The organism is Ensifer sp. D2-11, from assembly GCF_054161295.1.
The window spans coordinates 2,357,054-2,382,492 of sequence record NZ_CP096433.1 but is presented as its reverse complement, the minus strand read 5'-3'; the positions used below and the strand labels follow the sequence as shown (position 1 = coordinate 2,382,492).

Below are 25,439 nucleotides of genomic sequence, written 5' to 3'. Positions count from 1 at the left end.
TATCCGGAACTGTGTTTTAATATATGGAATTATCGCGCCAATGCTTTTACCCTGTCAAGATAGCGCAGCGGAAAGCGATGAGAATGAAGCAGAAGAAAGAAGACGACATGGAAGGGGACCCCGCCGGCACCGGCACGCTTGGCAAGGCAATGGCCGTGCTGGAGGCGGTAGCCATGGCCGACCGCCCTCAGCGCTTCACGGATATATTGCAGACCGTCCGTCAGCCCCGCGGAACCCTGCACCGGCTGCTGGGCCATCTCGTCGAAGAGGGCTTGCTGGTGCAGCGCCGGGACTTGTCCTACGAGCCCGGGCTTCGCCTGTTGAAATTCGCTTATCGCTCCTGGTCGGGGAACCGGTTTCGCGAGATCGCAGCCCCCTATCTCCTGCACCTGCACCAATTGACGGGCGAGACGGTGCATCTCGGCCTGCTGCGGGAGGCCGAAATCATCTATGTCGACAAGGTGGAAAGCCGGCAGACCGTGCGTATGAGCTCGCAGATAGGCAAGGCGTCGCCGGCCTATTGCACGGGTATCGGCAAGGCGGCTCTCTCGGTTCTTCCTGGAGGCGAATTGCAGCGGATATCGACAGGAATGGAGTTTCATCCGTTCACGGCGCAAACGCATCGTTCGATAGAATCGCTCCTTGCCGAGATAGAGGAGATCCGGCACGACGGCCATGCGTTCGACCGGGAGGAGCACGAGGCGGAGATCTGCTGCGTGGCCGCCCCGATCAGCGTTCCGGAACACGACCTGGTCGGGGGAATCTCGGTCACCGGCCCCTCCTATCGGGTCAGCTTCAAGCAACTGACCGCCTGGGCGCAGGACGTGCGCAAGGTGGCGGCAGAGATCGAGGAAGAGGTCCGGATCCGGCTTGGCCCCGGGCGGGAAACGGGGGCTGCGGCGCCGCGTGTTCTGTCGGACGCGCAAAGGTCGCAGTAACGGTTTAAGGATTACAGCATGTATTCCACGGAAACGTGCAACGGGACCGCTTTACGGTAAATTAGAAGTTTCGACTGGACGAAAAGGCTCAAGATAAGTAGCTTCAATGCCGGTCTGCTGCCACGGCTGGTTGCATCGGGCGGGATTCTGGTGGAAGCCATGGCGTGGGTATGACAGCGCGAGCGTCATGCTCCAGCTGGAGCGCGGATGTGAGAGGCGGGCGGAAGATGATCGATTTCAGCGTGGATATATCCTCATTGGTCCTCCCTGACGGTCACGCAATCAGCGGGTCGATCGACAGCGAGGATGATGTCCGGCGCGCGCTCGGCCGAGTGTCGGAAGGTTTCGGTTTTCGCGGCTTCATGGTCCTCGCCATTCCCGAGTCGGGGTCCCACAGCCTCACTGCGCAGGCGCTCATGACGACCTGGCCGATGGATTTCCTCAGGCGCTACGACAGTGCACGCCTGATCGACGGCAGTCCGGTGATCCAGCGGCTGCGGCGCAGCACCATTCCCTTCACCTATGATGCTCATCTGCTGGCGCGCGGGCGGGTGGACGGCAAGGGCGAAGCTGCCATATGCGTCTTCGAACAGGCGAACATGCCGCGCGGGGTGTATCTGCCGGTCCATGATGCCGCGGGTCACCGCGCCGCCATCGCCTTCGGCGGTGACAGGTCTGCCGTATCCGACGACGAGATGCAGGCTCTGAACCTCTGGGCCGGCCTTCTATACAGCCGGCTGAGCGAAGTCAGAACGCGCGACCGACGCGGCCCGGGCAGCCTTTCCCGGCGCGAGATCGAGTGTTTGCGCTGGGCCGCGGCTGGCAAGACGACGGTGGAGATGGCCCGCATCATGGCACTGTCGGAATATACGGTGAACCACTATCTCAACCGTGCGACGCGCAAGCTGGATTCGGTCAATCGCGTCCAAACCGTCGCCAAGGCGATACGTGCAGGGTTGATCAATTGATCGACGCCGGCCGGACCTAGAGCTCTTTTCTCCCTCATCTCGTGACAAGCACGGGAAATGGAGGCACCGAACCCGAACATGGCCGTCGGTTGAGGGCGGGGTCGGCTTTCATCGACACGGGCGAAATGCACAGGGTTTTGCGCATCAGAAGTGATGATCGTCAATCACCTGTTGGCATTGCGCGGCCGCTCGGGCTATTTGATAGTCGATGAATGCGATGGAACCGCGCTAATGCAAGAGATGATCACGATGGGGACGACTGATATCGATCTGCCCCGGGGCGGCGATTTCGCGTCTGAGATAGCAAGGCTCGAGACCCAGTTCGACATCATCCGCTACATGCGGCGGATCACGCAGATTTTCGGCTTCAAGACTTTTCTCATCTGTTCGATCCCTGCAGTCGAGGTAGAGCGGCTCTCCGCGACCACGGTCATCTCGAATATGCCGGCCGAGCTCCTCAACAAATATGACAGCCTTTCGATGCTGCGTTTCAGCACCGGGGTGCGCCGGTTGAGAGAGACGACGACCCCGTTTCAGGTCATGCTTGAAGACTGGGAGAGGGAGGGAGGCAAGCCCGACTCTGCCGCGGATTACATCGCCATGTTGCGCGAGAACGGCATATTCCAAGCCAATTACTTCCCGGTCCACGATGCCGAAGGTGGCCGCGGCGCGGTCATCCTCATGGGCCCGGAAGCGGAATTGCCGATGACGGCGGCGATGGAACTGCAGATGATCGCGATCCACGTCTATAACCGGCTCGCCGAGATCGGCTCGGTCTGGAAGAACACCAACACGGTTCTTTCCGAACGGGAAATCCAGTGTCTGAGCTGGACGGCCGCCGGCAAGACCAGCTCGGAAATCGCCGGTATCCTCGGCCTGTCGGAGCACACGGTCAATCATTACCTCAACCATGTCACCAAGAAGCTCGACGCGGTGAACCGCACACAGGCGGTCGTGAAGGCGATGAAAAAGGGCTATATCAGCTAAGGCCTGTTGATATTCATCTGAGGAAAAGTGCGTGCGGTTTTCCGCCCGCATCCGCTCTAACCTATTGCGAGCATATTGTGCCCAAATAGCGCGCATGCTCAGGAATTGAGCAGCGCAGTCTCTTGCGCATCCTTCGCAGTCGAAGGGCAACTCCTTGGAAAATCTGGTTTTTTCCGGAAGGTTCCAACTGGCACGCATTGTGCATATTCAGTTCCGTGTCCAGAGGGGACCACAATAAGACAGCGCCCAAGAAGGTCGCGACAAGGGCCGCCGCCGATCGCCTGTGATCCCGGATGTACGGACACGGAGATCGGTTGGCGGCCCTCATTTTCCCACCTGTCGCATTGGCGAAGCGCCCCGGCTCGACTATCTAATACATAACGCCCTAGATCGGGTGCGATTTGGGCTAGCGATTGCAGCAGTCAAAACGTTGCGCGCCAACGAAAGAGCAAGAGGCCGACATGCCGGACGTCACCCGGGAATTGGTTTTAGAGAAGCTGCGGACCGTCCGCGGGCCGGACATGGAAGGAAACATCGTCGATCTCGGACTCGTATCCGATGTGTTCATTTCCGACGGCAAGGCCTACTTCTCGATCACCGTGCCGGCGGACCGGGCGAAGGAGCTCGAGCCGATGCGGGCGGCCGCCGAACGGGTCGTGCGCGAGATTCCCGGCGTGAACGCCGCCATGGTGGCATTGACTGCCGACCGCAAGGCCGCTCCCCAGAAGGCCCCGGTGGAGCGGCCGCGGCCGGCCCCGGCGGGCCATGCGCCGGCGCAGCGAGCGGCCGGCGGTGGAGCACCAAAGGCGGGCATCCCCGGCGTCGGCGCCATTATCGCCGTCGCCTCCGGTAAAGGCGGCGTCGGCAAGTCCACCACCTCCGTCAATCTGGCGCTGGCGCTTCAGGCAAACGGGCTTAAGGTCGGGCTCCTCGATGCCGATATCTACGGCCCTTCGATGCCGCGGCTTTTGAAGATCTCCGGCCGTCCGCAACAGATCGAGGGGCGGCTTATCCGTCCGATGGAAAACTACGGCCTGAAAGTCATGTCGATGGGCTTCCTGGTGGATGAGGAGGTCGCGATGATCTGGCGCGGCCCGATGATCCAGTCGGCGCTCCTGCAGATGTTGCGCGAGGTGGCCTGGGGCGAGCTCGACGTCCTCGTGGTGGACATGCCGCCGGGTACCGGTGACGCACAGCTGACGATGGCACAGCAGGTGCCGCTCGCAGGCGCCGTCATCGTGTCGACGCCACAGGACCTCGCGCTCGTCGATGCCCGCAAGGGTCTCGCCATGTTCCGCAAGGTCGAGGTTCCGGTGCTCGGGATCGTCGAAAACATGAGTTATTTCGTGGCGCCCGATACGGGCAGGCGCTACGACATCTTCGGTCATGGCGGCGCGCGCAAGGAAGCCGAGCGCATCGGCGTACCGTTCCTCGGCGAGGTGCCCCTGACCATGGGTATCCGCGAGACCTCCGACGCGGGAACCCCTCTCGTCGCGTCCGAACCCGATGGCGAGGTCGCGCGCGTCTATCGCGACATCGCGGCGCGGGTCTGGGGAGAGGTCACCGCTGCCCGGCAGGACAAAAGCCGTGCGATGCCGAGCATCGTCTTCGAATAGCGCTTTGGCGCAGTCACCTGCGCGGCGCGACTGAGACATCCGACAGGGAAGCGCCGGATCCCCGAAGGCCATTGATTTTGCGCCGGGGTTGCGTCATATCCCTTGGCTCGCATAGGCAAGGCAAAGCTAGCCACTGCCATCGCCGGAGACTTTGGTCACCCGTCTGCCGTCAAGCGGCGTCGAACGGCTGAAAGCCTTCATCGGATGAATCTGCATCGTGGAAAATCGTGTGGCGGCTGATCCTACGAAATCATCACGGTTCATCGTCGTCGGCTGCATGAAAAAGGCGGCCACATGATCACAGGCTATTGTGTCAACGGTGAAACGGTCGCTCTCTCCACGGCCGAGCCGCCGTCGGCCCTGCGTCCCGATCTCGTCTGGATAGACCTTGTCGAGCCGACCAAGGCGGAAGACCTGATGATCGAGGGTCTGCTCGGAATTCCCATTCCGACGCGGGACGATCTGAGGGACATCGAACCTTCCAGCAGGCTTTATACGGACGACGGTGCCGTCTTCATGACCGCCTCGCTCGTCTATCGAAGCGACACGGAAATGCCGGGGCTTACCGATGTCGGCTTCATTCTGGCGGGCAAGTGTCTCGTCACCGTCCGCTACGCCGAGCCGAGGGCCTTCGGCCTGTTCAAGGCGGGTATGCATCGCATTCCCGGCGGCTGCCGCAACGGCGCAGTGATTCTGACGCGGCTGCTCGAGACGATTGTGGACAGGACGGCGGAAATTCTCGAGCAGGCTGTCGACAGGATCGACGATCTGGCGCTCCAGGTCTTCGGCGACAAGACGTCCGGCCGGCGGCACCGGCCACCGCACTTTCTCGAAGCACGCCTGCGCGACGTCGCGGGCCATCACCGGCTTGTTGCGAAAACGCGCGACAGCCTCGCTTCGCTCTCGAGGCTGCTGACCTTCGTCTACACGGTTCCCGACGTGCAGGCGGACAAGGAAACCCGTGAACTTTGCCGTACGGTATCGCGGGACATCCAGTCGCTTTCGGAACATACGGCTTTCATCTCGGGAAATATCACCTTCCTGCTCGATGCCTCGCTCGGCCTCATCAATGTCGAGCAGAATGCCATCATCAAGATCTTCTCGATCGCTTCGGTCGTTCTGTTGCCGCCGACGCTGGTCGCTTCCGTCTACGGCATGAACTTTCGCATCATGCCTGAGCTTGAATGGCAGTTCGGCTATCCGTGGGCGCTTGCAGCCATGGTGCTTTCGGCCGTGATCCCCTTTTTCTTCTTCCGCTGGAAAGGCTGGCTCTAAGGGCCTGTTGGGCAACATGTCTCAATTGTCTGCTCCCGCTACACCTGGCGTGGAAAATGCCCGCCGCCTGCTGGTTCTGGCGCTCGGCTCCGTCGGCGTCGTGTATGGGGATATCGGCACCAGCCCGCTCTATGCCTTCCGCGAAGCCTTGCGCCCCGTCTCGCACGACGGCGTGACGGACGTCGAGATCATCGGTTTGATCTCGCTGATGATCTGGGCGCTGACGATCATCGTCACGATAAAATACGTGCTATTCCTGCTGCGGGCGGACAATCAGGGCGAGGGCGGCACGCTCTCCCTGCTGGCACTGCTCATGAAGACCGCCAATGGTCACACGGCGATCCTGTTCTTCATGGGGATCGCCGGCGCCGCGCTCTTCATCGGCGACGCGATGATCACACCGGCACTGTCGGTGCTCTCGGCCGTCGAGGGTTTGAAGTTGGTTACCCCGGCCCTTTCGGACTACGTCGTTCCGATCGCCGTCGTGATCCTCCTGCTCCTCTTCACCGTCCAGTCGAAGGGTACCGCGGCGGTTTCCAACTTCTTCGGGCCGATTACGCTCATCTGGTTCGTCGTCATGGGCACGATCGGCTTCGTTCATATTGCCGACGATCTGTCGATTTTCAGAGCCTTCAACCCGTATTATGCCGCCAGCTTTCTGTTCAACGAAGGCTATGTCGGTATCGTCGTACTCGGCGCCGTCTTCCTGACGGTCACGGGTGCCGAGGCGCTTTACGCCGATCTCGGCCATTTCGGCCGGCGGCCGATCCAATGGGCCTGGTTCACCGTCGTCTTCCCGGCGCTCACGCTGAACTATCTGGGGCAGGGCGCCTTCGTGCTGAAGAACCCGGAGGCGATGTCCGATCCCTTCTTCCTGATGTTTCCGAAATGGGCGCTGCTGCCTGCCGTCATTCTTGCGACCGCAGCCACCATCATCGCCAGTCAGGCGGTCATAACCGGCGCGTTTTCGCTGACGCGCCAGGCCATTCACCTTGGCTTCCTGCCGCGCATGGCGATTTTCCATACGTCCGAAACCCATACGGGCCAGATTTACCTGCCGAACGTCAACACGCTTTTGATGTTCGGCGTCATGGCGCTCGTCTTCCTCTTCGGCTCCTCGGAGGCGCTCGCGACCGCCTACGGCATTTCCGTCACCGGTGCGATGGTGGTCACCACGGTGCTTTCCTTCGAATTCCTGCGTATGCGGTGGAACTGGCCGACCTGGTGGGCGGCCGGTGCGCTGCTGCCGCTGTTCGTGCTGGAATTCGTCTTCCTGGGCGCCAACATGCTGAAGATCCACGATGGCGGCTACGTGCCGATCCTGATCGCGGCGACCTTCATCGTCATCATGTGGACCTGGAAGCGCGGCACAGCAATCCTGCACGCCAAGACCCGCCATATCGACATTCCGCTGGCAAGCTTCATCAAATCGGTCGAGCGCCAGAGCGAGCACGCGCCGGTGTCGGTGACCGGCACGGCGATATTCCTGACCAGCGATCCGGAATCGACTCCCGCCGCCCTGCTGCACAACATCAAACACAACCACGTTCTGCATCAGCAGAACTTCATCCTGACGATCCGGACGGCAAACACGCCGAAGGTGCCGAAGGAAGAGCGGGTCAGCGTGCGGCGGCTGTCGGAGCGTTTCACTCTGCTGGAAATGAAGTTCGGCTTCATGGAGACGCAGAATGTCTCTCAGGCGCTGGGCCTCTTCAGGAAGTCGGGCCTGAAGTTCGACATCATGTCGACCTCATTCTATCTCGGCCGGCGCAAACTCGTGCCCGACGCCCAGTCCGGCATGCCGCATTGGCAGGACCGCCTGTTCATCGCACTCGCCAATGCTGCGATCGATCCCTCCGACTATTTCCGCCTGCCGACGAACCGGGTGGTCGAACTCGGCTCTCATGTGATCATCTGATCCGAAGACGCTGTCCCTCAAACTGCGCACTTCCGCACGGAAAACCGCTACACACTTTTCCTGGAAGTGCTTTGGCAATGCCAGGCGAATTGCCGGTCTCGGCGCGTCCGCATTAACCAAACATCAAGGTTAATGCCGCATTTTCAAGGCTCAAGAGAAACGGTCCCGGCGAGCCGGCCGACCAACCTTAGCGTCCTGCACGGAATCTTGCCGCTGGCTTATTGCCGGCTTGCGAGAACGCGTGCCTGAGAAAGAGTTTCTGGAGCCGACCGGTGCGTAAGAGTTGGAAGTTGCGTGACAAGTTTCGGTTTTCGTTCTCGGCCTGGCGCGGTCCGGCGATCCTGGGCCTTGCCGTCTTCCTCGGCTTTCCCTCGGCGGTCGCCTATTCGGACATCGCGACGTTTCTGTCCGGCATCAACCGCGGCGGCGAGCGGTGGCGCACCTATCTCACTCCGTCGCCGGCCGGCTCCCTCCACGAAGTCGAGATGGTCTTCACGGACCCGATCACGACCGGTGCGCTCGATGGCGGCGCCGGCATGACCCTGCCAGATGGCGGCCGCGTGGCGCTGACCGCCGAATCGAAGCACCAGGGGACGCCGGACGAGGATCGCGTGACGCGGAAGCTGAAGAAGGGGCGAATCGTCGCGGTAACGCCGGTGACCCCGCCCAAGGACTTCAGCGCCGGCTCCATCCTTCAGCGCACGAGCTCGCTTATCGGCCCGGCCCTCGACGGCCCCGAAAAGATGGTCTTTGCCAAGCCGAAGATCAAAGGCAAGGAGATCGAGATCGCCACGGCCTTCTACCGCAAGACGCCGCCGAAGCCCGAACCGGGCCTCTCGCCGATGCTTGCCAAGCTCGTCACCAACGACAAGCCCGACATTCTTGCGACTGCCTATGTCCGGCCCGAGCCGGACTATGCGCGTGAATCACCCTTCGATTCGATCCTGCGGAACGACGAGAATGCAGGGCGCTTCATCCCGGATATCGCGCCCGACGATCATGCCTGGGCGGCAACGCCGCTGCCGCCAACCGTCTTCAGCAAGGAAGAGCAGACCTGTCTGGCCGAGGGGATCTATTTCGAGGCCCGCAGCGAATCCGTCAAGGGTCAGGCCGCGGTGGCGCAGGTCATTCTCAATCGCGTCCGCAACCCGACCTACCCGAAAACGATCTGCGGCGTCGTCTACCAGAACAAGGCCTGGCGCAACCGCTGCCAGTTCTCCTTCGCCTGCGACATGATCCGCGACCTGATCTATTCGCGATCGCACTGGAAGACGGCGAAGGAAGTCGCGCTCGCGGTGACCGCCGGCAGAATCTGGCTCCCCGAAGTCGGCTCGGCGACCCATTATCACGCCACCTATGTGAATCCCGCCTGGGCAAAGACGATGAAGCGTGTCGGCAAGATCGGCCTGCACATCTTCTACAGGACCTATGGCGGCGGCTGGAGCTGACGGCGAAGCTGCCTGCGCGCCCCTGTCAGCCGCCGGAGCCGCGGGCGTGACCCCGCGGCTCCGGCGGCGATTCCCTCTGCACCTTTGTCGCAGCTTACCGGATTTATCGCTAAACCCCTGAATTGAAACAAGAATATTGTCCACGTAGAAGGTGCCCGCATGCCTTGACTATGCGGGTGCCTAAAACTATGTTGCGCGCGACTTCAAATGGGGCCGAAGCGTGGCTTGAACAGCGGCCGTTTGTATGACCGAGATCGCGTTCGACCGCGTGGGGCTGCAAAGGGGAGCCATGTGACGGAGAAGCCGGAAGAAAGTCTGGAAGCGCGGCTCAAGCGCCTCGGCGACGACATCAAGTCCAAGAAGCGGGCGGATGTTTCGGAAGGGGCGGATGGGCGCGCTGATGAAAGCCGCAAGGGATACGCGGCGGCGATGAAGCTTTCGAGCGAATTCATCGCCGGCATCCTGGTCGGGGCGTTTCTGGGCTATCTTTTGGACCACTTTGCGGGTACAGGGCCGTGGGGCATGATCGTCCTCCTGCTTCTCGGCTTCTGTGCCGGTGTCTTGAACGTGCTGCGTTCCGCCGGTTTGGTGGCGACAACCGACCAGCGGAAAGGCGGGTCGGGCACGGATAAAGAGGACGGCGGCGACGCCTGAGGTGTCGCCGGGAAGAACAGTATTTCCGCTCGCGGGCGGGCAGAACGAAAGAGAAGCGCGGTGTCAAACGATCCGACCCACCAGTTCCTGGTCAACAAGATTGTCCCGCTCGAGATCGGCGGAATTGACTTTTCCTTCACCAATGCGTCGCTGTTCATGGTGGCGACCGTCGGTGCGGCTGCCGGCTTCCTCTATCTGACGACATCGCAGCGCGGGCTTATCCCGACGCGCATGCAGTCGGTTTCGGAAATGTCCTACGAGTTCATCGCCTCGATGCTTCGCGAAGGCGCCGGCAGTCACGGGATGAAATTCTTCCCGATGGTCTTCTCGCTGTTCATGTTCATCCTGACGGCGAACCTGCTCGGCATGGTCCCCTATTTCTTCACCGTCACCAGCCAGATCATCGTCACCTTCGCGCTTGCGGTCTTCGTGATCGGCACCGTCCTTCTCTACGGCTTCTACAAGCACGGCTTCGGCTTCCTCAAGCTTTTCGTGCCGCAGGGAGTGCCGGGCGCGCTCCTGCCGCTGGTCGTGGCGATCGAAATCATCTCGTTCCTTTCCCGACCCATCAGCCTCTCGGTCCGTCTCTTCGCCAACATGCTGGCCGGCCATATCACGCTGAAGGTCTTCGCAGGCTTCGTCGCCTCGCTCAGCGCCTTTGGTGCGCTCGGCATCGGCGGTGCGATCCTGCCGCTCATCATGACCGTCGCGCTTACCGGTCTTGAATTCCTGGTCGCCTTCCTCCAGGCCTATGTCTTTGCGGTGCTGACCTGCATGTACCTCAACGATGCGGTCCACCCCGGAGGCCACTAAGGAATAAACAGTCGCTGGTTTCCGGTCGGCTTGCCGCCGGAAGCACAAATCTTAAGCCGCAACACCATTTCGAAGGAGTCAATCATGGAAGCGGAAGCAGCAAAGTACATCGGTGCAGGTCTTGCATGCCTTGGTATGGCCGGCACGGCTCTCGGCCTCGGCAACATCTTCGGCAGCTACCTGTCCGGCGCACTGCGCAATCCGTCGGCAGCTGACGGCCAGTTCGGCCGCCTCGTATTCGGCTTCGCCGTTACGGAAGCTCTGGGCATCTTCTCGCTGCTCATTGCACTCCTCCTCCTCTTCGCCGTCTGATATCGGCAGAAGTTTTGGCCGCGGCCCGAAAGGCCGCGGCCGCGCATATTCTTGAGTGCACCTGGAGGTGAGCATGTTTGTGACCGCGGCATATGCCCAGTCATCCACCACCGAAGGCGCCGAAGCACACGATGCCGCTGCGGCCGGTGAGGTGCACACCGAAACGGGTGTGGCCCACGAAGCCGATCATGGCGCCGGCGTGTTCCCGCCCTTCGATACGACCCATTTCGCTTCGCAGCTTCTGTGGCTCGCGATCACCTTCGGCCTGTTCTATCTCCTGATGTCGAAGGTCATCATTCCGCGCATCGGGGGGATTCTCGAGACGCGTCATGACCGGATCGCCCAGGATCTCGACGAGGCATCCCGCCTGAAGGGCGAGGCCGATGCCGCCATTGCTGCTTACGAGCAGGAGTTGGCAGGCGCCAGAGCCAAGGGCCATTCGATTGCCGACACCGCCCGCGAAGCGGCCAAGGCGAAGGCCAAGGCCGACCGCGACGGTGTCGAAGCCGGTCTTGCGAAGAAGATTGCCGCTGCAGAAGCGCGCATCGCCGACATCAAGTCGAAGGCTCTTGCCGATGTCGGCGCGATCGCCGAGGAAACGGCGACAGCCGTTGTCAAACAATTGATCGGCGGGACCGTCACCAAGGCCGAGATCGCTGCGGCGTTCAAGGCCTCGGCCGGCAACTGAGGAAAAGAGAACCATGGCTCTTGATGCGACTTTCTATGCCCTCGTAGGCCTCATTCTCTTCTTTGTCCTCATCGCCTATCTCAAGGTTCCGGGCATGGTCGGCAAGGCGCTCGACGCCCGCGCCGACAAGATCAGCAATGAATTGGCCGAAGCCAAGCGTCTGCGCGAGGAAGCCCAGAGCCTCGTTGCCGAGTACCAGCGCAAGCGCAAGGACGCCGAAGCGGAAGCCGCAAGCATCGTCGCCGCGGCCCAGCGCGAGGCGGAGATGCTGACTGCGGAAGCCAAGCAGAAGACCGAGGAATATGTCGCGCGCCGCACGGCACTTTCCGAACAGAAGATCAAGCGGGCCGAAAGCGATGCGATCAACGCCGTCCGCGCAGCTGCGGTGGACCTGGCAATCAGCGCGGCCGAGAAAGTGCTCGCGAGCAAGGCCGATGCAGGCGCGCAGGAGACGCTTTTCAAGAAGGCGATTGGCGAAGTCAAAGCGCGCCTGAACTAAGCGTAGCCGATAATACCCTGGAGATTGAAAAGCCCCGCTTCGGCGGGGCTTTGCTTTGCGGGATCCGTTATCCGGGCAACCGTACGTCATGTAGTCCTGATGGGCGAGCAGGAGAGCAGACCCCCTCTGGCCTGTCGGCCATCTCCCCCACAAGGGGGGAGAATACCTGCGGCGGGCCTTCGCTTCCACTTCTGCGTTCTGCCCGTGGCATCGTTTTTGGCGTGCGAAGGTCAAACCGTTTGTCGCCCGCCCCAGGCAATGGTCCCGCGAGAGGATCAGATGTGTATATGCCCTATCGCAGGCGGGGAGAGGGGACTTAAGAGCGTTCCGCGAGTCCCTTCGCCCCGCCTGCGGGGAGAAGGTGCCGGCAGGCGGATGAGGGGCCTTCACCGCCGTCAAACTTGGCGGAACGGGCGGAAGCTCATGCGGTGCAGGGAGCAGGGGCCGTGGCTTTCGATCGCCGTGCGATGCTTCACGGTCGCATAGCCCGCATGGTGGGCAAAGCCGTAGAGCGGGAAAGTTGCATCGGCGCGGGCCATCATGCGGTCACGGGTGACCTTGGCGACGATCGATGCGGCGGCGATCGACACGGAGCGGCTGTCCCCCTTGACGATCGCTTTTGCGTGGCAGGAGAGGCCGGGCGGCACGTCGCGGCCGTCAACCAGAACGATGCGGGCCGCCAGTTCGAGGCCGTGAACGGCGCGGCGCATCGCATCGAGGCTGGCCTTCAGGATATCTGTCGTGTCGATGCGCGCCGACGAGGAGGAGGCGATGGAAACCGTCGATGTCGCCAGAATTTCTTCGAACAGCGCCTCGCGCTGCTCCGCGGTCAGCAGCTTGCTGTCGTTGAGACCCGCCGGGATGGCGTCCGGATCGAGAATGACCGCGGCGGCGACGACCGGGCCCGCAAGCGGTCCCCGCCCAGCTTCGTCGGCCCCCGCGACCGGCCAGAAACCGTCGCGATGGGCGGCGCGCTCGAAGGTGAAATCCGGAACGGGCGCCTGAAGAGGAAAAAGAGGGGAATCGGGCTGTTTGCGACGTGACATGAAAAGACACTCGCATACTCGCCCGATTCCCTTCAAGCCCCCGGCTCGGTTTGCGGCGGTTGCCGGGGGGAACCAGCGCCGCCCCGTGGGGCAAAGGGCGGATGCTGGAATTTTCAAAGCCGTTCCACAGCGGGAAAGAGTGGCGGCTTATGCTTTCGATCTAAAGAAGCGACAGCTGAACGCCCATTCCTAGCGGCGGCACGAAGAGATCGCTGCGCAATTGCCGGCGCGTCAGATTGAGGCCGAGCCGCTTGGCCGCAAGCTCGAATCGACGGCCGATCTGCCAGGCGTAAGGTCCGCTGCCCTTCATTCGTTTGCCGAACTCGGCATCGTAGTCCTTGCCGCCGCGCATGGAGCGGATGAGCGACATGACGTGCCGGTAGCGGTCCGGGTAGTTTCTGAGAAGCCAGTCACGGAACAGGGGGCTCACCTCCAGCGGAAGCCGGAGGAGTACGTAGCTCGCATCCGACGCGCCCGCCGACTTCGCCGAATCGAGCACGCGCTCGATCTCGTGATCGTTCAGCGCCGGAATGATCGGCGCGACCAGTACTCCAGCGGGAATGCCGGCCTCGGAAATTGCGCGTAGCGCCTCCAGCCGCTTGGTGGGCGTCGACGCCCGCGGTTCCATGCTGCGCGCCAGTTTCCGGTCGAGCGTGGTCACCGAAATGACGACCCGGGCAAGACCCTTTTCCGCCATCGGCGCCAGCAGGTCGATATCGCGCGTCACCATGGCCGATTTTGTAACGATCATCACCGGATGATTGGCCTCCTTCAGCACTTCCAGGATCTGGCGCATGATCCGCCATTCCTTTTCGATCGGCTGATAGGGATCGGTATTTGTGCCGATCGCGATCGGGCGAAGCTTATAGTCCGGCTTCGCCAGCTCGCGCTCGAGAAAACGTGGCGCGTCGGGCTTGGCGAAGAGCTTGGCTTCGAAATCAAGCCCTGCCGAGAGCCCCATATAGGCGTGCGTAGGCCGCGCGAAGCAGTAGATGCAGCCATGCTCGCAGCCGCGATAGGGGTTGATCGATCGGTCGAAAGATATGTCGGGAGATTCGTTGCGCGTGATCGCCGTCTTCGGCTTTTCTATCTGGACCTCGGTCTTGAACGGCGGCAACTCCTCGAGCGTTTGCCACCCGTCATCGAAGACTTCGCGCGTTTTCTGCTCGAAGCGTCCCGAGATGTTGAGGGCGGCACCGCGGCCACGCCGACGATCGACGTCGATTCGGATGCCGGATCCGGCGACGAGGGCCTCCGCCACATCCACGCTGTTGCCGGGCGCATAGACGCCCTGCTTGAGTTGAGACAGATCGTTCATCGAAATCTCCCCGGAACCATGCTCGGCTCGCTTGGTGCTGATTATTTTCCTAGCGCAGAAAATAGAACAAAACAAGAACAAATATTCAGCACATCTCCGGGGGAGGCGCGCGTTCATCCGCCACCCTGTGCGGACCTGCGCTTGTAGCAATCTGCGCTGCGATGCGATAGGAACGGCTATGCTGACGGTCATCATGGAAACGAAGGACAACGAAGCGGAGCTCGCACAGACGCTCTCGGCGCTCGTTGCCGGCGCGGTGGAAGGGCTCGTCAGCGATGTAATAATCCTGGACCACGGATCGACCGACGGCTCCCCCAGGGTCGCGGATGCTGCCGGTTGCCGTTTCTGCCTTGAGTGGGATCTCGGCGATGTCCTTCGTTCCGCCCGCGGCGAGTGGCTGATGCTTCTGGAGCCTGGTGCCCGCCCTATCGGTCGCTGGGTGGATGAACTGGCCGAATACGTCTCTCTGAACAGGAGCCCGGCGCGGTTTTCTCCCTCGCGAATGCATAAGCGCCCGCTTCTCAAGCGCTTGGCGCACAGGGCGCCGCCGCTGGAGTCCGGATTTCTGCTGCCGAAGGGGGACGCGGTCGCGGCTGCGCGCGGCAAGATGCCGCTCAGCGCCCTTGCGAGCGGACGAGCCGCCCGCAAACTTGCGACCGAGCTCGTCCCGGCCTGGGTCGCATTGGACAACCGGTCGGCGGGAGAACGGCACCGGACGCCCTGTTCGTAGAGCGGGATAAGGAAAAGTGTGTGCGGCTTTCAGCCCGCATCCCGCTCTAACTTATCGAGTTGACGGTCTACCGCATCGGCCCGAAAATCGGAATCGATCTTCGGGCCGATGCGCCCGATGCCGGAGTGGCATGACTTTCAGATCGAGCGGACTGCAAGCGAGTTCAACTGCCAGGCCGAGTCGATCGAAATGTCGATGCTGACGTCATTGAGGAACGTCCAGATGCGATCGGCCACTCCGACATAGACCCAGAGCTTGCGGCCAGCGGGGAAGGCCATCTCGGTGAACAGGTTGATGATTCTTCGTTCGCCAGGAACGGCCTGGATGGAGGTACCTGGAAAGCTCTCGCCATCGCCGCTGCAGTCGAGACCCGAGGCGAACCACTGGTCGCTCACCTCGTTCGCCGGTTCGACATCCTCCCAATTCCAGAACACGGCCAGCACGAGGCGGCCGCGCGTCGTGGCGTGAAAGTCGGACCACCCGAACTCGTCGTAGGTCGAGATGTGATGGCGGCAGATGAGGGCCGACAAGTCTGCCTTGACTTGCAGTATACCGGTGCGGAGCGTCTTGAACGGCACGAGGTAGCCGTTCTCCCGATAGGCGCAGAGGATTTCAGCATCGGAGGCACTATTGTTGCGGGCGATCAGTCTCGATCCCATCCGTCCCGCACAGTCCAAATAGGAACTGTTTTCCACGATTGCTCCGTCGCCGGTTGCCTGGTTCTGCTCGAGTCTGTCCCAGCAGCCTCCAAAGGGCGGGAGGAACAGCTTTTCCTTGTCGGGATCGGGCGCGACATACACGAGCGGCGGTTGTTTGAAGATGTCGGCGACGCTGCCGACCACCGTTTCGTGGCGGTGGAAGGCTTCGTGGCCCTTCACCAACTCGCCGACTTCGCCATAGGCACGCTTATGAAGCCGTTTGAGCGCGTTCAGATCAAGGCCGGTATTCCTGGCCTCGACGAGCGACCTGTATCGAAGACCGGGCCCGCGCGGATCATCACGTCGGCCCGACCTTGCGACCTGCGCGATCCTGTCGCGCAGGTCAGGTGAAAAGACCTGCCGGCGCTGCTCTGCGAAAGACTGGCGCAATGCGTCCAGCCTGGTTACCGTTGCCTGCCATTCATCCTTCTGCCGACGTTCGTAGAAGGCCTGCAGCCCCAGCGGAACCTCGGTCTCGGGCCGATCCGTTTTCGAGTAAGCGTGCTCTGCCGTTCCCATGACTTCCTCCTACCCTGGCGGGTTGCAGTGCGGGCCTTGTCGACCGGCGCGCCTGCGTCTGAGTGAAAACGAGGAAAAGGGGCTCCGAGGCGGCAAATGCGAGTGGGCTTTCTCCGTCGATGAGAAGCCGTGACATGGTGGCCGTAGCCGCGAGCTGAGCCGCTTCTCCGAAGCAAGAATGGGGCGTACCTTGCGGTACCCCCAAAGTGGCTCTCAAATGACCTTGCTTATGAAAAATATCCGTCTGTGAAAATGTCTTGCCATGCATGCCCATCGTTTCGGACGGGCAGCACGTCGTAGCCTTCTCTCTTTCCCAATATTGCCCCGGAAAGAGGCCGGGCATTCGCTCGAAGCAATTAAACGGTGCTTGCCTTGCCCGCTTCGAGCCAAGCCGACGAAGGCAAAGTAGCGGGATTCGGGGCGCGGGTCTGTTCCAAACGGAACACGAATCTCGTCAGCCGCGCTTCAGGTGCTCGTCGAGCCGCGGCATGATCTCGACGAAATTGCACGGCATGTGCCGGTAATCGAGTTGCTGCTTCAGGATTCCGTCCCAGGCGTCCTTGCAGGCACCGGGGGATCCGGGCAGGACGAAGATGAACGTCGCATTGACGACCCCGCCCGTGGCCCGCGACTGGATCGTCGACGTGCCGATCTTCTCGTAAGAGATCCGGTGGAACACCTCCGAAAAGCCATCCATGCGTTTCTCGAAGAGCGGCTCCAGCGCTTCCGGCGTAACGTCGCGGCCCGTGAATCCGGTTCCCCCGGTGGTGATGACGACGTCGATCGCGGCATCGAGCGTCCAGGCCTTCACCTGTCCGTAGATCTTCTCGCGCTCGTCGGGAACGATTGTCCGCGCCTCGAGCCGGTGGCCGGCCTCTCGTATTCTCGCTTCGAGCACATCGCCGGACTTGTCGTCCGCGCGTGTGCGCGTGTCCGAGACCGTGAGCACGGCGATGCCGATGGGGATGAAGGGGCGTCTTTCATCGAGGCCGGGCATTCTGGCGTTATCCTGATTTTCCCGCGGTTCGCGTCGCCTGAACGTACCATCGCGGGTGGCCGGCGGAAATGGTCTCAGCGGCACGTTCGGCGCTTTTCATCTCCGTGAACAGGCCGAAGCAGGTGGCACCCGAGCCGGACATCCGCACGAGCGCCGCGCCTGCGTCGCGCAATGCGTTCGAGACGGTTTCGATCATCGGCTCGTGCGCACGTGCCGGCGGCTCCAGGTCGTTCCGCATGGCCGCCATGGCCGTCAGCCATTCGGCAGTCGAGCGGGCATCTTCAGGCAAGACCAGCGGAGGATTGGTCTTCCTGACGAGCGATCGGAAGATAACCGGCGTGGAGACCGCGACGAGGGGATTGACGAGGACGACGTTGAAGGGCGGCAGATCGGGAAGAGGCGTGATCTCTTCGCCGATGCCTCTCGCGACGAGGGGCCCCCGGTCGAGACACATCGGGACGTCCGCGCCGAGCTGCAGCGCAAGGCTGTTGAGGCTTGCCGCTTCGACAGTCGCGCCCCAGAGCGACAGCAGCCCGCGCAGAGTCGCGGCTGCATCGGCCGAGCCGCCGCCGATCCCCGATGCTATCGGCAGGTTCTTCTCGAGATGCAGATGAACCGGGCCTGCCATTCTACCCTGCGCCGCAAGCTCGCGCCGCAGCAGGTCCCGGGCGCGGAGCACGAGATTACCACCACTGCCCTCGGCTGAAAGGTCGGTCGCGAAGCGGCCCGACACCGTGAAACGGTCCCTGTCCGCCGCGATCAGCCCGACCCGGTCGCCACATTCGGCGAAGGTCACCAGGCTTTCCAGCAGATGGTGGCCGTCGGCGCGCTGCCCGACGACGTGCAGCGCGAGATTGATCTTGGCGGGCGCCGCAAAGGTCAGTGCGAAGCCCGGAATGCCGCCTGCCTGCATGCTACAGTCAGGACTTCTTGTCCGGCGCTGTCTCCGGTCCGGTCTTTTTCGGCAGCTTTTCCTTGGCATCCGCCGCCGCCGGAACCGGTTCCTTAAGCGGCGGCAGACCGTTTTCGATCTTCGCCTTGATCTTCGGAATTTCCGCTTCCTCGGGCTTCAGTTCCAGCGCCTGATTCCACTGGAACACCGCTTCGAGCTTCCGGCCGACGCGCCAGTAGGCGTCGCCGAGGTGGTCGTTGATCGTCGCGTCGCCGGCCATCAGTTCCGCAGCGCGCTCGAGCTCGGTCACAGCCTCGTCGAACCGGTTCATGCGGAAATAGGCCCAGCCGAGCGAGTCGACGATGTAGCCATCGTCGGGCTTGAGCTCGACCGCTTTGCGGATCATCTCAAGCCCGTCCTCGAGGTTGATGTTCATGTCGACCCAGGAATAGCCGAGATAGTTCAGAACCTGCGGCTGATCCGGGTTGAGCTCCAGCGCCTTGCGAAAGTTCGGCTCGGCCTTTTCCCAGAGCTTCTGGCGTTCGTAGGCAATGCCGCGCTGGAAGAAGACGGTCCAGTCGCTCCGCTTCGGCACGGGGCCGATCGCGGCGACCGCGCGGTCGTAAAGCTCGCCCATCTCCTTGTAGTTCTTGGCGTCGGAAAGCACGCTGCCATAGGCGAGGTAGTTGCGGATGTTCTTGGGATCGACGTCGATCAGCCCTTTCAGATGCTTCTTCGCCTCGTCGACCTTGCCGATGCCGGCGAGGCTGAGGCCAAGCTGGAGTTCGGAAAGGCGACGCATCGGCGAGCTCTCCGGCACGCTCTTGTAAAGCTCGATCGCCTCTTCCGGCTTTTTCAGATTTTCGGCGATGCCGCCGAGCATCACGAGAATATCGGCGCTTTCCGGGTCGAGCCGTCGCGCCGTCTGAAGGTAGAGCGAAACTATGTCTTCCGCGCCCTCGCGGTTGAGTGCGCCGCCGATCGAAAAGAGCACGGCGGCCGCACCCTGCACGGCGTTGCGTACCTGCTGCTCCTGCGGCTTTCCTTCCTCGACACTCTTCCTCAGCGCCTCGAGCGGAGTGTAGTTGTTGACGAGGCTTTCGCCGACGGAAATCGTATCCAACGCCTTCTGCTTGTTGCCTTCGCGCGCTTCGAACCGCGCCAGCGCCTCGACGGCCCGCATGAAGGTGTCCGGCGCGGCGCCGCCGCCTTCGCGGTCAAGAATGGCGTCGTTGAGCCGGGCGCGCGCAGTCGCCTTGTCTCCGGCCGCAAGCGCAATCGCCCCGGCATGATAGTTTCTGAAGATCCGGAACCATTCCGGGCCCTCCAGATTCTTGATCTGCGCCAGCGCCTCCTTCGGCCGGCCCTGGCCGAACTTGGCCCAGGCGGAAAGCAGCGAACTCATCAGCCGGTCGAGATCGTTCGGACCATCGTAGTTCAAGAGCTTTTGCGCGTTGCGGTATTCGCGCTTGCGGATCGCTTCGATCGCGCGGACCACCGTGGTGATCCTTTCGACGGCGGGATCCGATTTCAGCTCTTCGGCGATCTTGGCGCCTTCATCGAACTTGCCGCTCATCAGCAGCGTGATCATCAGCCGCTGCTTGACATCGTTATTGCCGGGCTCGAACCTGAGTGCGGTACGATAGAGCTCGGTTGCCGCAGCAAAGTCGCGATCGACGTCCGCCGTGCGCGCCGCAAGGAATGCGCCGGCAAAGGTGTTGACGCTCCTGATGTCGAAAGGCTCGGCGTCTTCGACCGGCGCCTTCTCCTCGGCAAAGGCCTGCTGGTTGCCGCTCACCGTTGCAAGAACCAGCATTGCCGCGCCGCTGAAAAGGCGAAGGAATGTATTCTGCCGCATATCAAACCTTTCATTGCCGATGGTACGCTTCGAGGCGCCACCGCTGGTTGGCCCGGAGCCGATTGGAAATCGGGCGCAAGTCTTCAAGAATAGAATGGCTTTTTTGGCGCAGCGCGGCAAGAAAATCCTCCGGGGAGGTCTTCGTCCGCGGCTCCTGCGGCGCCGCGTGTCTTGCCGGAAGCGCAGGGCTCGCGGCAGCACTTTGATTTGCTCCATGTTTCCGCCCTTGGATCGGCCGCGATGCAAGGAAACATGAAGTGGCTCAGCTTACCCGATCGATGCAGAAATCGATCACCTCGACGAGCGCCGATTTCCATGGCGAAGCCGGCAGCGGCGCGAGCGCGTCGCGGGCGATCGTGCCGTAGTGCTTGGCACGGGCGATCGTATCCGTAAGCCCCCCGTAGCGACGGATGAGACCCAGCGCCTTTTCGAGATTTGCCGCATCGCTTGCGCCGCCCTCGATCGCCTCGCGCCAGAACGCCCGGTCTTGCGGCGTGCCGCGGCGATAGGAGAGAATGACCGGCAGTGTGATCTTGCCTTCGCGAAAATCGTCTCCGACATTCTTGCCGAGATCGCTCGACGTGCCGCCATAATCGAGAACGTCGTCGACCAGCTGGAAGGCAAGGCCGAGATTGGTGCCGTAGGACTTCAGAGCGTTGCGGTCGGCTTTGCTTCCGCCTGCGACGATCGGCCCGACCTCGGAAGCGGCGGCGAAGAGGGCCGCTGTCTTGGCGCGGATGACCTGCAGATAGTCGTCCTCGGTCGTCTCCATGTTCTTGGCGACCGAAAGCTGCAGGACCTCGCCCTCCGCGATCACCGATGCGGCGGTCGAAAGGACGTCGAGCGCATCGATCGAGCCGACGTCGACCATCATGCGGAAAGCCTGCCCGAGCAGGAAATCGCCGACGAGCACGCTTGCCTGGTTGCCCCAGATCGTCCGCGCCGTGGATTTGCCGCGCCTCAGGTCGCTCTCGTCGACCACGTCGTCGTGCAAAAGGGTCGCCGTGTGCATGAACTCGACGCTGGTCGCGAGCTTGATGTGACCATCTCCCTCGTAGCCGAACATCGAAGCGGCTGCGAGCGTCAGCATCGGCCGGAGCCGTTTGCCGCCCGAGGAAATCAGGTGGTTGGCGACTTCCGGGATCATCTGGACGTCGGAGCCCGCCTTGGAAAGAATGAGCTGGTTGACCCGCTCCATGTCGGACAGCGTCAGGTCGACAAGCGGCTTCACAGATGCCTGTTTGTTTTTATTGTCTTCCAGCGGTATCACTACGCCCAACGCCCGGACTCCTGTTTCGTTGCGGGTTCGACAATAGAAAGAGGGGCTTCGGGCGGCAAGAGGCGAATTGCCCCGCCCGCAGCTTTAAGACAGGAAAATAGAGCCGGATGAAAGAACTGATCCGCACCAATGATGCCGTCCTTCTTTCCTTTGCCGAAAGCCTGATGAAGGACGCCGGCATCGGATGCTTCATCGCCGATCAGGACATGAGCATACTCGAAGGATCGCTCGGCCTCCTGCCGCGGCGCTTCCTGGTCGCCGAGGACGATGCCGATCGGGCGCGGCGCATTCTGATCGATGCGGGCCTCGAATTGGAATTGCGGCAATGATCGGCTGCGGCCCTTCCGCGAGGCGGAAAGCGGCATGACGGGAATTCCGGAGACGGTGGATGCTTTCCACCGCGGCAGGTTCCACCTGATCCAGCCTCTTGGTCAGGGGCACCGTTCGGGAATGGATGCGATGCTGGTCGCATCCCTCGTTTCCTGCCGCGGCGCGTGCCGCGTCGCCGATCTCGGCGCCGGAGCCGGGGCGGCCGGCATGGCCGTCGCGTCGCGGATCGAGGAGGCCGAGGTGCTGCTGGTCGAGCGTTCGCCGGTCATGGCGGATTTTGCGCGCCGCAGCCTCGCATTGCCTGAGAACGCGCATCTTGCCGGCCGCGTCTCGGTGCTCGAAGCCGATGTCTCGCTGAGCGGCAAGGCGCGCGCAGCCGCGGGTCTTCCGGACGACACATTCGACCACGTGATCATGAACCCACCCTTCAACGACGCCGCGGACCGCAGGACGCCCGACCGGCTAAAGGCGGAAGCCCATGCCATGAGCGGCGACCTGTTCGAAGCGTGGATCAAAACGGCCGGGGCAATCATGAAGCCGGGCGGACAGCTTTCTTTGATCGCCCGGCCGGAATCGATCGCCGGGATAATCGAGGCCTGCGGCCGCCGCTTCGGCGGTTTAGAGATCACCCCGCTTCTGCCGCGGGCGGGCGAAAATGCCGTGCGCATCCTCGTTTCCGCGATCAAGCAGAGCCGCAAGCGGCTGGCGCTGCGCGCGCCGCTCGTGATGCACGGGGAGGGCCACCGCTTTTCGCCGGAGGTCGACGATCTCAACAATGGCCGCGCGGCCTATCATCGCCGATGATTAACCGTAAGCAGGGCATTGCGTTTGCGACGCCAATGCATACATGCACGACGACAATTTGGATTGCTGCATGGCTTCGTTCTTAAATCGGCTAGGATTTAAGCAGATATGCAGAGATTGCAGCGGGTAGGAGTTGAGATGGCCGGATTTTTCAGAAAGCTGATGCCGAAGCGCTTCCGCAGGGATGGTGTGACGATTCCGGCGATCAGGCTGCATGGCGCAATCATGGCCGGCGGCAGCCCGCTCCGCCCGGTTCTCAATCTTGCGACGGTTGCGCCGCTGCTCGAAAAGGCCTTCTCCGTCAAAGAGGCCCCGGCCGTTGCCATCTCCATCAACTCTCCGGGCGGTTCGCCGGTGCAGTCCCGTCTTATCTATCAGCGCATCCGCGATCTCGCGCAGGAGAAGAGGAAGCGTGTGCTGATCTTCGTCGAGGACGTGGCCGCGTCCGGTGGTTACATGATCGCACTGGCCGGCGATGAGATCATCGCCGATCCGACCTCGATCGTCGGCTCGATCGGCGTCGTTTCGGGCGGCTTCGGTTTCCCCGATCTCCTGAAGAAGATCGGCGTCGAGAGACGGGTCTACACGGCGGGCGAAAACAAGGTGGTTCTCGATCCTTTCCAGCCGGAGAAGGAGCGTGACATCGAATTTCTCAAGGGCCTGCAGCTCGAGATCCACGACATCTTCATCCAGATGGTCAAGAGCAGACGCGGTTCGCTCCTGGCTGACCATCCGGACCTTTTCTCGGGGCTGTTCTGGACGGGGCAACGGGGTCAGGAACTCGGCCTGGTCGATGCTCTCGGCGACATCAGGGGCGAAGTGAAGAAGCGCTATGGAGAAAAAGCGCGGCTCGAGCTGATCCAGCCCGCGCGAAGCCTCTTCGGGCGGCGTCAGCCCGGAGCAGCCGTGGCCGGAGCAATCACGGGACCGCTCGTCGCATCGGCGGCTGCAGGTCTCGTCGAGGCCGTCGAGGAACGGGCGCTCTGGGCGCGTTTCGGTCTTTGAACCGGCCCCGTTGCTTGCGCGGGCGTGTGTTTTTGAAGAATGGTCTCGCGGCATCTGGCCAGTACCGCAAGAGCGCGCTAACACTGCGATTTGCTGCATCCCCTCGCGCCTTCGTTCCATCTGAGGGATATGCAGAGGAGGAACCATGCCGCAGATCATCCTGCTTCTGATTATCGCCGTCATCGCCTGGATCGGCTATCGCAAGTTCATCGCGGACGCCGAGAAGCTGACGCGTCAGCGTGAGCGCCTGCGCCGTCAGCGCGAGACCGGCGCAAACGGCACGCTCGTCAAGGACGCCGAGACCGGCGAGTACCGCCTGAAGCGCGACGACGAGTGAGCCTGCCTGACTGAATACCGGCAGGTGAAGGCGCTTGACCCTCGCCCTGCGGCATGGCACCTGTCCCCGCAAATCTTGACGAATTCGGACCCGGATCCCATGACCATTGCACCCCTCCCGGACCACATGAACCCGAAGCGCTCCTTTCAGGCACTGATCCTGACGCTGCACAATTATTGGGCCGACAAGGGTTGCGCCGTGCTTCAGCCCTACGACATGGAGGTCGGCGCAGGCACGTTCCATCCGGCGACGACGCTCAGGGCGCTCGGCCCGAAGCCATGGCGCGCGGCCTATGTGCAGCCGTCGAGGCGTCCGACCGACGGCCGCTACGGCGAGAATCCCAACCGGCTGCAGCACTATTACCAGTACCAGGTGATCTTGAAGCCCAACCCTTCCAATCTGCAGGAGCTCTATCTCGGCTCGCTCGAGGCGATCGGCCTCGATCCGCTGCTGCACGACATCCGTTTCGTCGAGGATGACTGGGAGAGCCCGACGCTCGGCGCCTGGGGGCTCGGCTGGGAATGCTGGTGCGATGGCATGGAAGTGTCGCAGTTCACCTATTTCCAGCAGGTTTGCGGGATCGAATGCTCCCCGGTTTCCGGCGAACTGACCTACGGCCTCGAGCGCCTGGCGATGTATGTCCAGGGCGTCGACAATGTCTACGACCTCAACTTCAACGGCCGCGAAGGCGCCGAGAAGATCAGCTATGGCGATGTCTTCCTGCAGGCGGAGCAGGAATATTCGCGGCACAATTTCGAATACGCCAATACGGCGATGCTGCATCAGCATTTCATCGATGCGGAGAAGGAATGCCTGGCGTTGCTGGCCGCCGGTGCGCCTGGTGACTCCAGCAACAACCGTCTGCACAAATGCGTCTTCCCCGCCTATGACCAGTGCATCAAGGCGAGCCACGTCTTCAATCTTCTGGATGCCCGCGGCGTGATTTCGGTGACGGAGCGCCAGAGCTACATCCTGCGCGTGCGTACGCTCGCGAAAGCCTGCGGCGAAGCCTTCCTGCTGACCGAGGCCGGTGGCGCCAACTGGAACAGGGAAGCGGCCTGATCAAGAGGTCGCGGAGGTCCTCCGGCCGCATGGCGGGGCAAGCTGATCCGATCGCTGCGAGCAGAAGTGCTCGCTCCCGTCGAGCCGCCACTTCGGCGCCGGCGCTCTGACGCTCGACAACTCGCCGGCATAGATTTGCAGCGCGCGGCGCACACCGCTCGGCCTTTCGATCGGACCCGCGCTTGCATGGGTCGCGAAAAGGGCGGTAAAGGCGATCACGTTGATGAAGCTCACGGGCGTGTTCATGGCGGGCACTAAGCGTTGTGGTTGTTCGATGAATAGACTATCGAGCATCCGCCGACGCGCTGCCGTTACCGGTGGAACAGCCTGAGGCTGCAGGCGTCGGCACGACCTGCTGGGCAGGGGCTGGGGCGGTCTTGTGATCGGCCGCTGTAGAACGTTGGTTTGTTCTTGAATCGAATGGAATTTAAGAAAGCATGCAGTAGGA

The 25,439-nt window shown here is 62.2% G+C and carries 26 protein-coding genes; 18 read left to right on the top strand and 8 right to left on the bottom strand.

The genetic code is table 11. From position 1 onward, the window contains the following. Positions 1-77 precede the first annotated feature (77 nt). The 12 genes from M1D34_RS11525 to M1D34_RS11470 all read left to right on the top strand — a co-directional run bounded on the left by M1D34_RS11525 (position 78) and on the right by M1D34_RS11470 (position 12,116). Complete coding sequence (locus M1D34_RS11525) at positions 78-938, top strand: IclR family transcriptional regulator (protein WP_013844089.1); 861 nt, start codon at positions 78-80, stop codon at positions 936-938. Between the two features lie 227 nt (positions 939-1,165). Beyond that, a complete protein-coding gene (locus M1D34_RS11520) occupies positions 1,166-1,906 on the top strand; it encodes a helix-turn-helix transcriptional regulator (RefSeq protein WP_107591875.1) in 741 nt (246 codons plus the stop codon). 153 nt (positions 1,907-2,059) lie between these two features. Then, positions 2,060-2,893 (top strand): LuxR family transcriptional regulator NurR, encoded by an 834-nt coding sequence (gene nurR / locus M1D34_RS11515; RefSeq protein WP_003533659.1) that lies wholly within the window; start codon positions 2,060-2,062, stop codon positions 2,891-2,893. A gap of 461 nt (positions 2,894-3,354) precedes the next feature. Continuing rightward, positions 3,355-4,509, top strand: a complete 1,155-nt coding sequence (locus M1D34_RS11510; protein WP_318867087.1) for an Mrp/NBP35 family ATP-binding protein — start codon at positions 3,355-3,357, stop codon at positions 4,507-4,509. A 294-nt stretch (positions 4,510-4,803) separates the two neighbouring features. Continuing rightward, positions 4,804-5,784 (top strand): magnesium transporter CorA family protein, encoded by a 981-nt coding sequence (locus M1D34_RS11505; protein ID WP_003533653.1) that lies wholly within the window; start codon positions 4,804-4,806, stop codon positions 5,782-5,784. 16 nt (positions 5,785-5,800) lie between these two features. Further along, positions 5,801-7,702, top strand: coding sequence for a potassium transporter Kup (locus M1D34_RS11500; protein ID WP_013844091.1), 1,902 nt, complete (start codon positions 5,801-5,803; stop codon positions 7,700-7,702). Between the two features lie 290 nt (positions 7,703-7,992). Then, positions 7,993-9,150, top strand: coding sequence for a cell wall hydrolase (locus tag M1D34_RS11495; RefSeq protein ID WP_010968853.1), 1,158 nt, complete (start codon positions 7,993-7,995; stop codon positions 9,148-9,150). Between the two features lie 291 nt (positions 9,151-9,441). After that, positions 9,442-9,804, top strand: a complete 363-nt coding sequence (locus M1D34_RS11490; RefSeq protein ID WP_003533647.1) for an AtpZ/AtpI family protein — start codon at positions 9,442-9,444, stop codon at positions 9,802-9,804. A gap of 60 nt (positions 9,805-9,864) precedes the next feature. Continuing rightward, positions 9,865-10,617, top strand: a complete 753-nt coding sequence (locus tag M1D34_RS11485; protein ID WP_003533645.1) for a F0F1 ATP synthase subunit A — start codon at positions 9,865-9,867, stop codon at positions 10,615-10,617. Between the two features lie 84 nt (positions 10,618-10,701). Further along, positions 10,702-10,929 (top strand): F0F1 ATP synthase subunit C, encoded by a 228-nt coding sequence (locus tag M1D34_RS11480; RefSeq protein ID WP_003533642.1) that lies wholly within the window; start codon positions 10,702-10,704, stop codon positions 10,927-10,929. Positions 10,930-11,002: 73 nt separating this feature from the next. Continuing rightward, the gene (locus M1D34_RS11475) at positions 11,003-11,617 is read left to right on the top strand and encodes a F0F1 ATP synthase subunit B (protein ID WP_010968855.1); all 615 of its coding nucleotides are present in this window, start codon (positions 11,003-11,005) and stop codon (positions 11,615-11,617) included. A 13-nt stretch (positions 11,618-11,630) separates the two neighbouring features. After that, positions 11,631-12,116: a F0F1 ATP synthase subunit B gene (locus tag M1D34_RS11470; protein ID WP_498779117.1), complete on the top strand. Its 486-nt coding sequence runs from the start codon at positions 11,631-11,633 to the stop codon at positions 12,114-12,116. 395 nt (positions 12,117-12,511) lie between these two features. Here the strand turns inward: M1D34_RS11470 and rnhB are convergent, their stop codons facing one another. Beyond that, entirely contained in the window at positions 12,512-13,162 is a 651-nt protein-coding gene (gene rnhB / locus M1D34_RS11465; protein ID WP_003533269.1) for a ribonuclease HII, read from the bottom strand. Between the two features lie 160 nt (positions 13,163-13,322). Next, the gene (locus M1D34_RS11460; protein WP_498779115.1) at positions 13,323-14,480 is read right to left on the bottom strand and encodes a PA0069 family radical SAM protein; all 1,158 of its coding nucleotides are present in this window, start codon (positions 14,478-14,480) and stop codon (positions 13,323-13,325) included. Between the two features lie 178 nt (positions 14,481-14,658). On the opposite strand from M1D34_RS11460, the gene M1D34_RS11455 reads away from it, so the two are divergent. Then, the gene (locus tag M1D34_RS11455; RefSeq protein ID WP_498779113.1) at positions 14,659-15,210 is read left to right on the top strand and encodes a glycosyl transferase; all 552 of its coding nucleotides are present in this window, start codon (positions 14,659-14,661) and stop codon (positions 15,208-15,210) included. Between the two features lie 137 nt (positions 15,211-15,347). Here M1D34_RS11455 and M1D34_RS11450 read toward each other — a convergent pair whose 3' ends face one another. The 5 genes from M1D34_RS11450 to M1D34_RS11430 all read right to left on the bottom strand — a co-directional run bounded on the left by M1D34_RS11450 (position 15,348) and on the right by M1D34_RS11430 (position 21,453). Next, the gene (locus M1D34_RS11450) at positions 15,348-16,427 is read right to left on the bottom strand and encodes a hypothetical protein (protein WP_498779111.1); all 1,080 of its coding nucleotides are present in this window, start codon (positions 16,425-16,427) and stop codon (positions 15,348-15,350) included. Positions 16,428-16,881: 454 nt separating this feature from the next. Next, positions 16,882-17,424: a molybdenum cofactor biosynthesis protein B gene (moaB, locus tag M1D34_RS11445; protein WP_027992605.1), complete on the bottom strand. Its 543-nt coding sequence runs from the start codon at positions 17,422-17,424 to the stop codon at positions 16,882-16,884. Positions 17,425-17,431: 7 nt separating this feature from the next. Continuing rightward, on the bottom strand, positions 17,432-18,337 hold the full coding sequence (locus tag M1D34_RS11440; protein ID WP_498779109.1) for a 4-(cytidine 5'-diphospho)-2-C-methyl-D-erythritol kinase: 906 nt from the start codon (positions 18,335-18,337) through the stop codon (positions 17,432-17,434). Between the two features lie 7 nt (positions 18,338-18,344). After that, positions 18,345-20,174 carry a tetratricopeptide repeat protein gene (locus tag M1D34_RS11435; RefSeq protein WP_027992607.1) on the bottom strand — a complete coding sequence of 610 codons (1,830 nt, stop codon included), beginning with the start codon at positions 20,172-20,174 and terminating at the stop codon, positions 18,345-18,347. A gap of 262 nt (positions 20,175-20,436) precedes the next feature. Then, the gene (locus M1D34_RS11430; RefSeq protein ID WP_010968861.1) at positions 20,437-21,453 is read right to left on the bottom strand and encodes a polyprenyl synthetase family protein; all 1,017 of its coding nucleotides are present in this window, start codon (positions 21,451-21,453) and stop codon (positions 20,437-20,439) included. A gap of 107 nt (positions 21,454-21,560) precedes the next feature. Between M1D34_RS11430 and M1D34_RS11425 the strand changes: the two genes are divergently transcribed. The 5 genes from M1D34_RS11425 (at position 21,561) to M1D34_RS11405 (ending at position 24,991) form a co-directional block, all read left to right on the top strand. Next, positions 21,561-21,782 (top strand): putative signal transducing protein, encoded by a 222-nt coding sequence (locus M1D34_RS11425; protein ID WP_003533280.1) that lies wholly within the window; start codon positions 21,561-21,563, stop codon positions 21,780-21,782. Positions 21,783-21,816: 34 nt separating this feature from the next. Next, the gene (locus tag M1D34_RS11420) at positions 21,817-22,587 is read left to right on the top strand and encodes a tRNA1(Val) (adenine(37)-N6)-methyltransferase (RefSeq protein ID WP_127541639.1); all 771 of its coding nucleotides are present in this window, start codon (positions 21,817-21,819) and stop codon (positions 22,585-22,587) included. A gap of 138 nt (positions 22,588-22,725) precedes the next feature. Then, a complete protein-coding gene (locus M1D34_RS11415; protein WP_003533284.1) occupies positions 22,726-23,592 on the top strand; it encodes a S49 family peptidase in 867 nt (288 codons plus the stop codon). 145 nt (positions 23,593-23,737) lie between these two features. After that, on the top strand, positions 23,738-23,929 hold the full coding sequence (locus M1D34_RS11410) for a hypothetical protein (protein WP_003533286.1): 192 nt from the start codon (positions 23,738-23,740) through the stop codon (positions 23,927-23,929). Between the two features lie 99 nt (positions 23,930-24,028). After that, the gene (locus M1D34_RS11405) at positions 24,029-24,991 is read left to right on the top strand and encodes a glycine--tRNA ligase subunit alpha (protein ID WP_013844095.1); all 963 of its coding nucleotides are present in this window, start codon (positions 24,029-24,031) and stop codon (positions 24,989-24,991) included. On the opposite strand, the gene M1D34_RS11400 is transcribed toward M1D34_RS11405, so the two are convergent. Beyond that, positions 24,992-25,237, bottom strand: a complete 246-nt coding sequence (locus tag M1D34_RS11400; RefSeq protein ID WP_003533290.1) for a hypothetical protein — start codon at positions 25,235-25,237, stop codon at positions 24,992-24,994. Between the last annotated feature and the right edge of the window lie 202 nt (positions 25,238-25,439).

Excerpts from the sequence above, each read along its gene's own strand:
- M1D34_RS11525 (WP_013844089.1), top strand. The coding sequence starts at position 78 with ATGAGAATGAAGCAGAAGAAAGAAGACGACATGGAAGGGGACCCCGCC.
- M1D34_RS11520 (WP_107591875.1), top strand. The coding sequence starts at position 1,166 with ATGATCGATTTCAGCGTGGATATATCCTCATTGGTCCTCCCTGACGGT.
- nurR (WP_003533659.1), top strand. The coding sequence starts at position 2,060 with ATGATCGTCAATCACCTGTTGGCATTGCGCGGCCGCTCGGGCTATTTG.
- M1D34_RS11510 (WP_318867087.1), top strand. The coding sequence starts at position 3,355 with ATGCCGGACGTCACCCGGGAATTGGTTTTAGAGAAGCTGCGGACCGTC.
- M1D34_RS11505 (WP_003533653.1), top strand. The coding sequence starts at position 4,804 with ATGATCACAGGCTATTGTGTCAACGGTGAAACGGTCGCTCTCTCCACG.
- M1D34_RS11500 (WP_013844091.1), top strand. The coding sequence starts at position 5,801 with ATGTCTCAATTGTCTGCTCCCGCTACACCTGGCGTGGAAAATGCCCGC.
- M1D34_RS11480 (WP_003533642.1), top strand. The coding sequence starts at position 10,702 with ATGGAAGCGGAAGCAGCAAAGTACATCGGTGCAGGTCTTGCATGCCTT.
- M1D34_RS11475 (WP_010968855.1), top strand. The coding sequence starts at position 11,003 with ATGTTTGTGACCGCGGCATATGCCCAGTCATCCACCACCGAAGGCGCC.
- M1D34_RS11470 (WP_498779117.1), top strand. The coding sequence starts at position 11,631 with ATGGCTCTTGATGCGACTTTCTATGCCCTCGTAGGCCTCATTCTCTTC.
- rnhB (WP_003533269.1), bottom strand. The coding sequence starts at position 13,162 with ATGTCACGTCGCAAACAGCCCGATTCCCCTCTTTTTCCTCTTCAGGCG.
- M1D34_RS11460 (WP_498779115.1), bottom strand. The coding sequence starts at position 14,480 with ATGAACGATCTGTCTCAACTCAAGCAGGGCGTCTATGCGCCCGGCAAC.
- M1D34_RS11455 (WP_498779113.1), top strand. The coding sequence starts at position 14,659 with ATGCTGACGGTCATCATGGAAACGAAGGACAACGAAGCGGAGCTCGCA.
- M1D34_RS11450 (WP_498779111.1), bottom strand. The coding sequence starts at position 16,427 with ATGGGAACGGCAGAGCACGCTTACTCGAAAACGGATCGGCCCGAGACC.
- moaB (WP_027992605.1), bottom strand. The coding sequence starts at position 17,424 with ATGCCCGGCCTCGATGAAAGACGCCCCTTCATCCCCATCGGCATCGCC.
- M1D34_RS11440 (WP_498779109.1), bottom strand. The coding sequence starts at position 18,337 with ATGCAGGCAGGCGGCATTCCGGGCTTCGCACTGACCTTTGCGGCGCCC.
- M1D34_RS11435 (WP_027992607.1), bottom strand. The coding sequence starts at position 20,174 with ATGCGGCAGAATACATTCCTTCGCCTTTTCAGCGGCGCGGCAATGCTG.
- M1D34_RS11425 (WP_003533280.1), top strand. The coding sequence starts at position 21,561 with ATGAAAGAACTGATCCGCACCAATGATGCCGTCCTTCTTTCCTTTGCC.
- M1D34_RS11420 (WP_127541639.1), top strand. The coding sequence starts at position 21,817 with ATGACGGGAATTCCGGAGACGGTGGATGCTTTCCACCGCGGCAGGTTC.
- M1D34_RS11415 (WP_003533284.1), top strand. The coding sequence starts at position 22,726 with ATGGCCGGATTTTTCAGAAAGCTGATGCCGAAGCGCTTCCGCAGGGAT.
- M1D34_RS11410 (WP_003533286.1), top strand. The coding sequence starts at position 23,738 with ATGCCGCAGATCATCCTGCTTCTGATTATCGCCGTCATCGCCTGGATC.
- M1D34_RS11405 (WP_013844095.1), top strand. The coding sequence starts at position 24,029 with ATGACCATTGCACCCCTCCCGGACCACATGAACCCGAAGCGCTCCTTT.
- M1D34_RS11400 (WP_003533290.1), bottom strand. The coding sequence starts at position 25,237 with ATGAACACGCCCGTGAGCTTCATCAACGTGATCGCCTTTACCGCCCTT.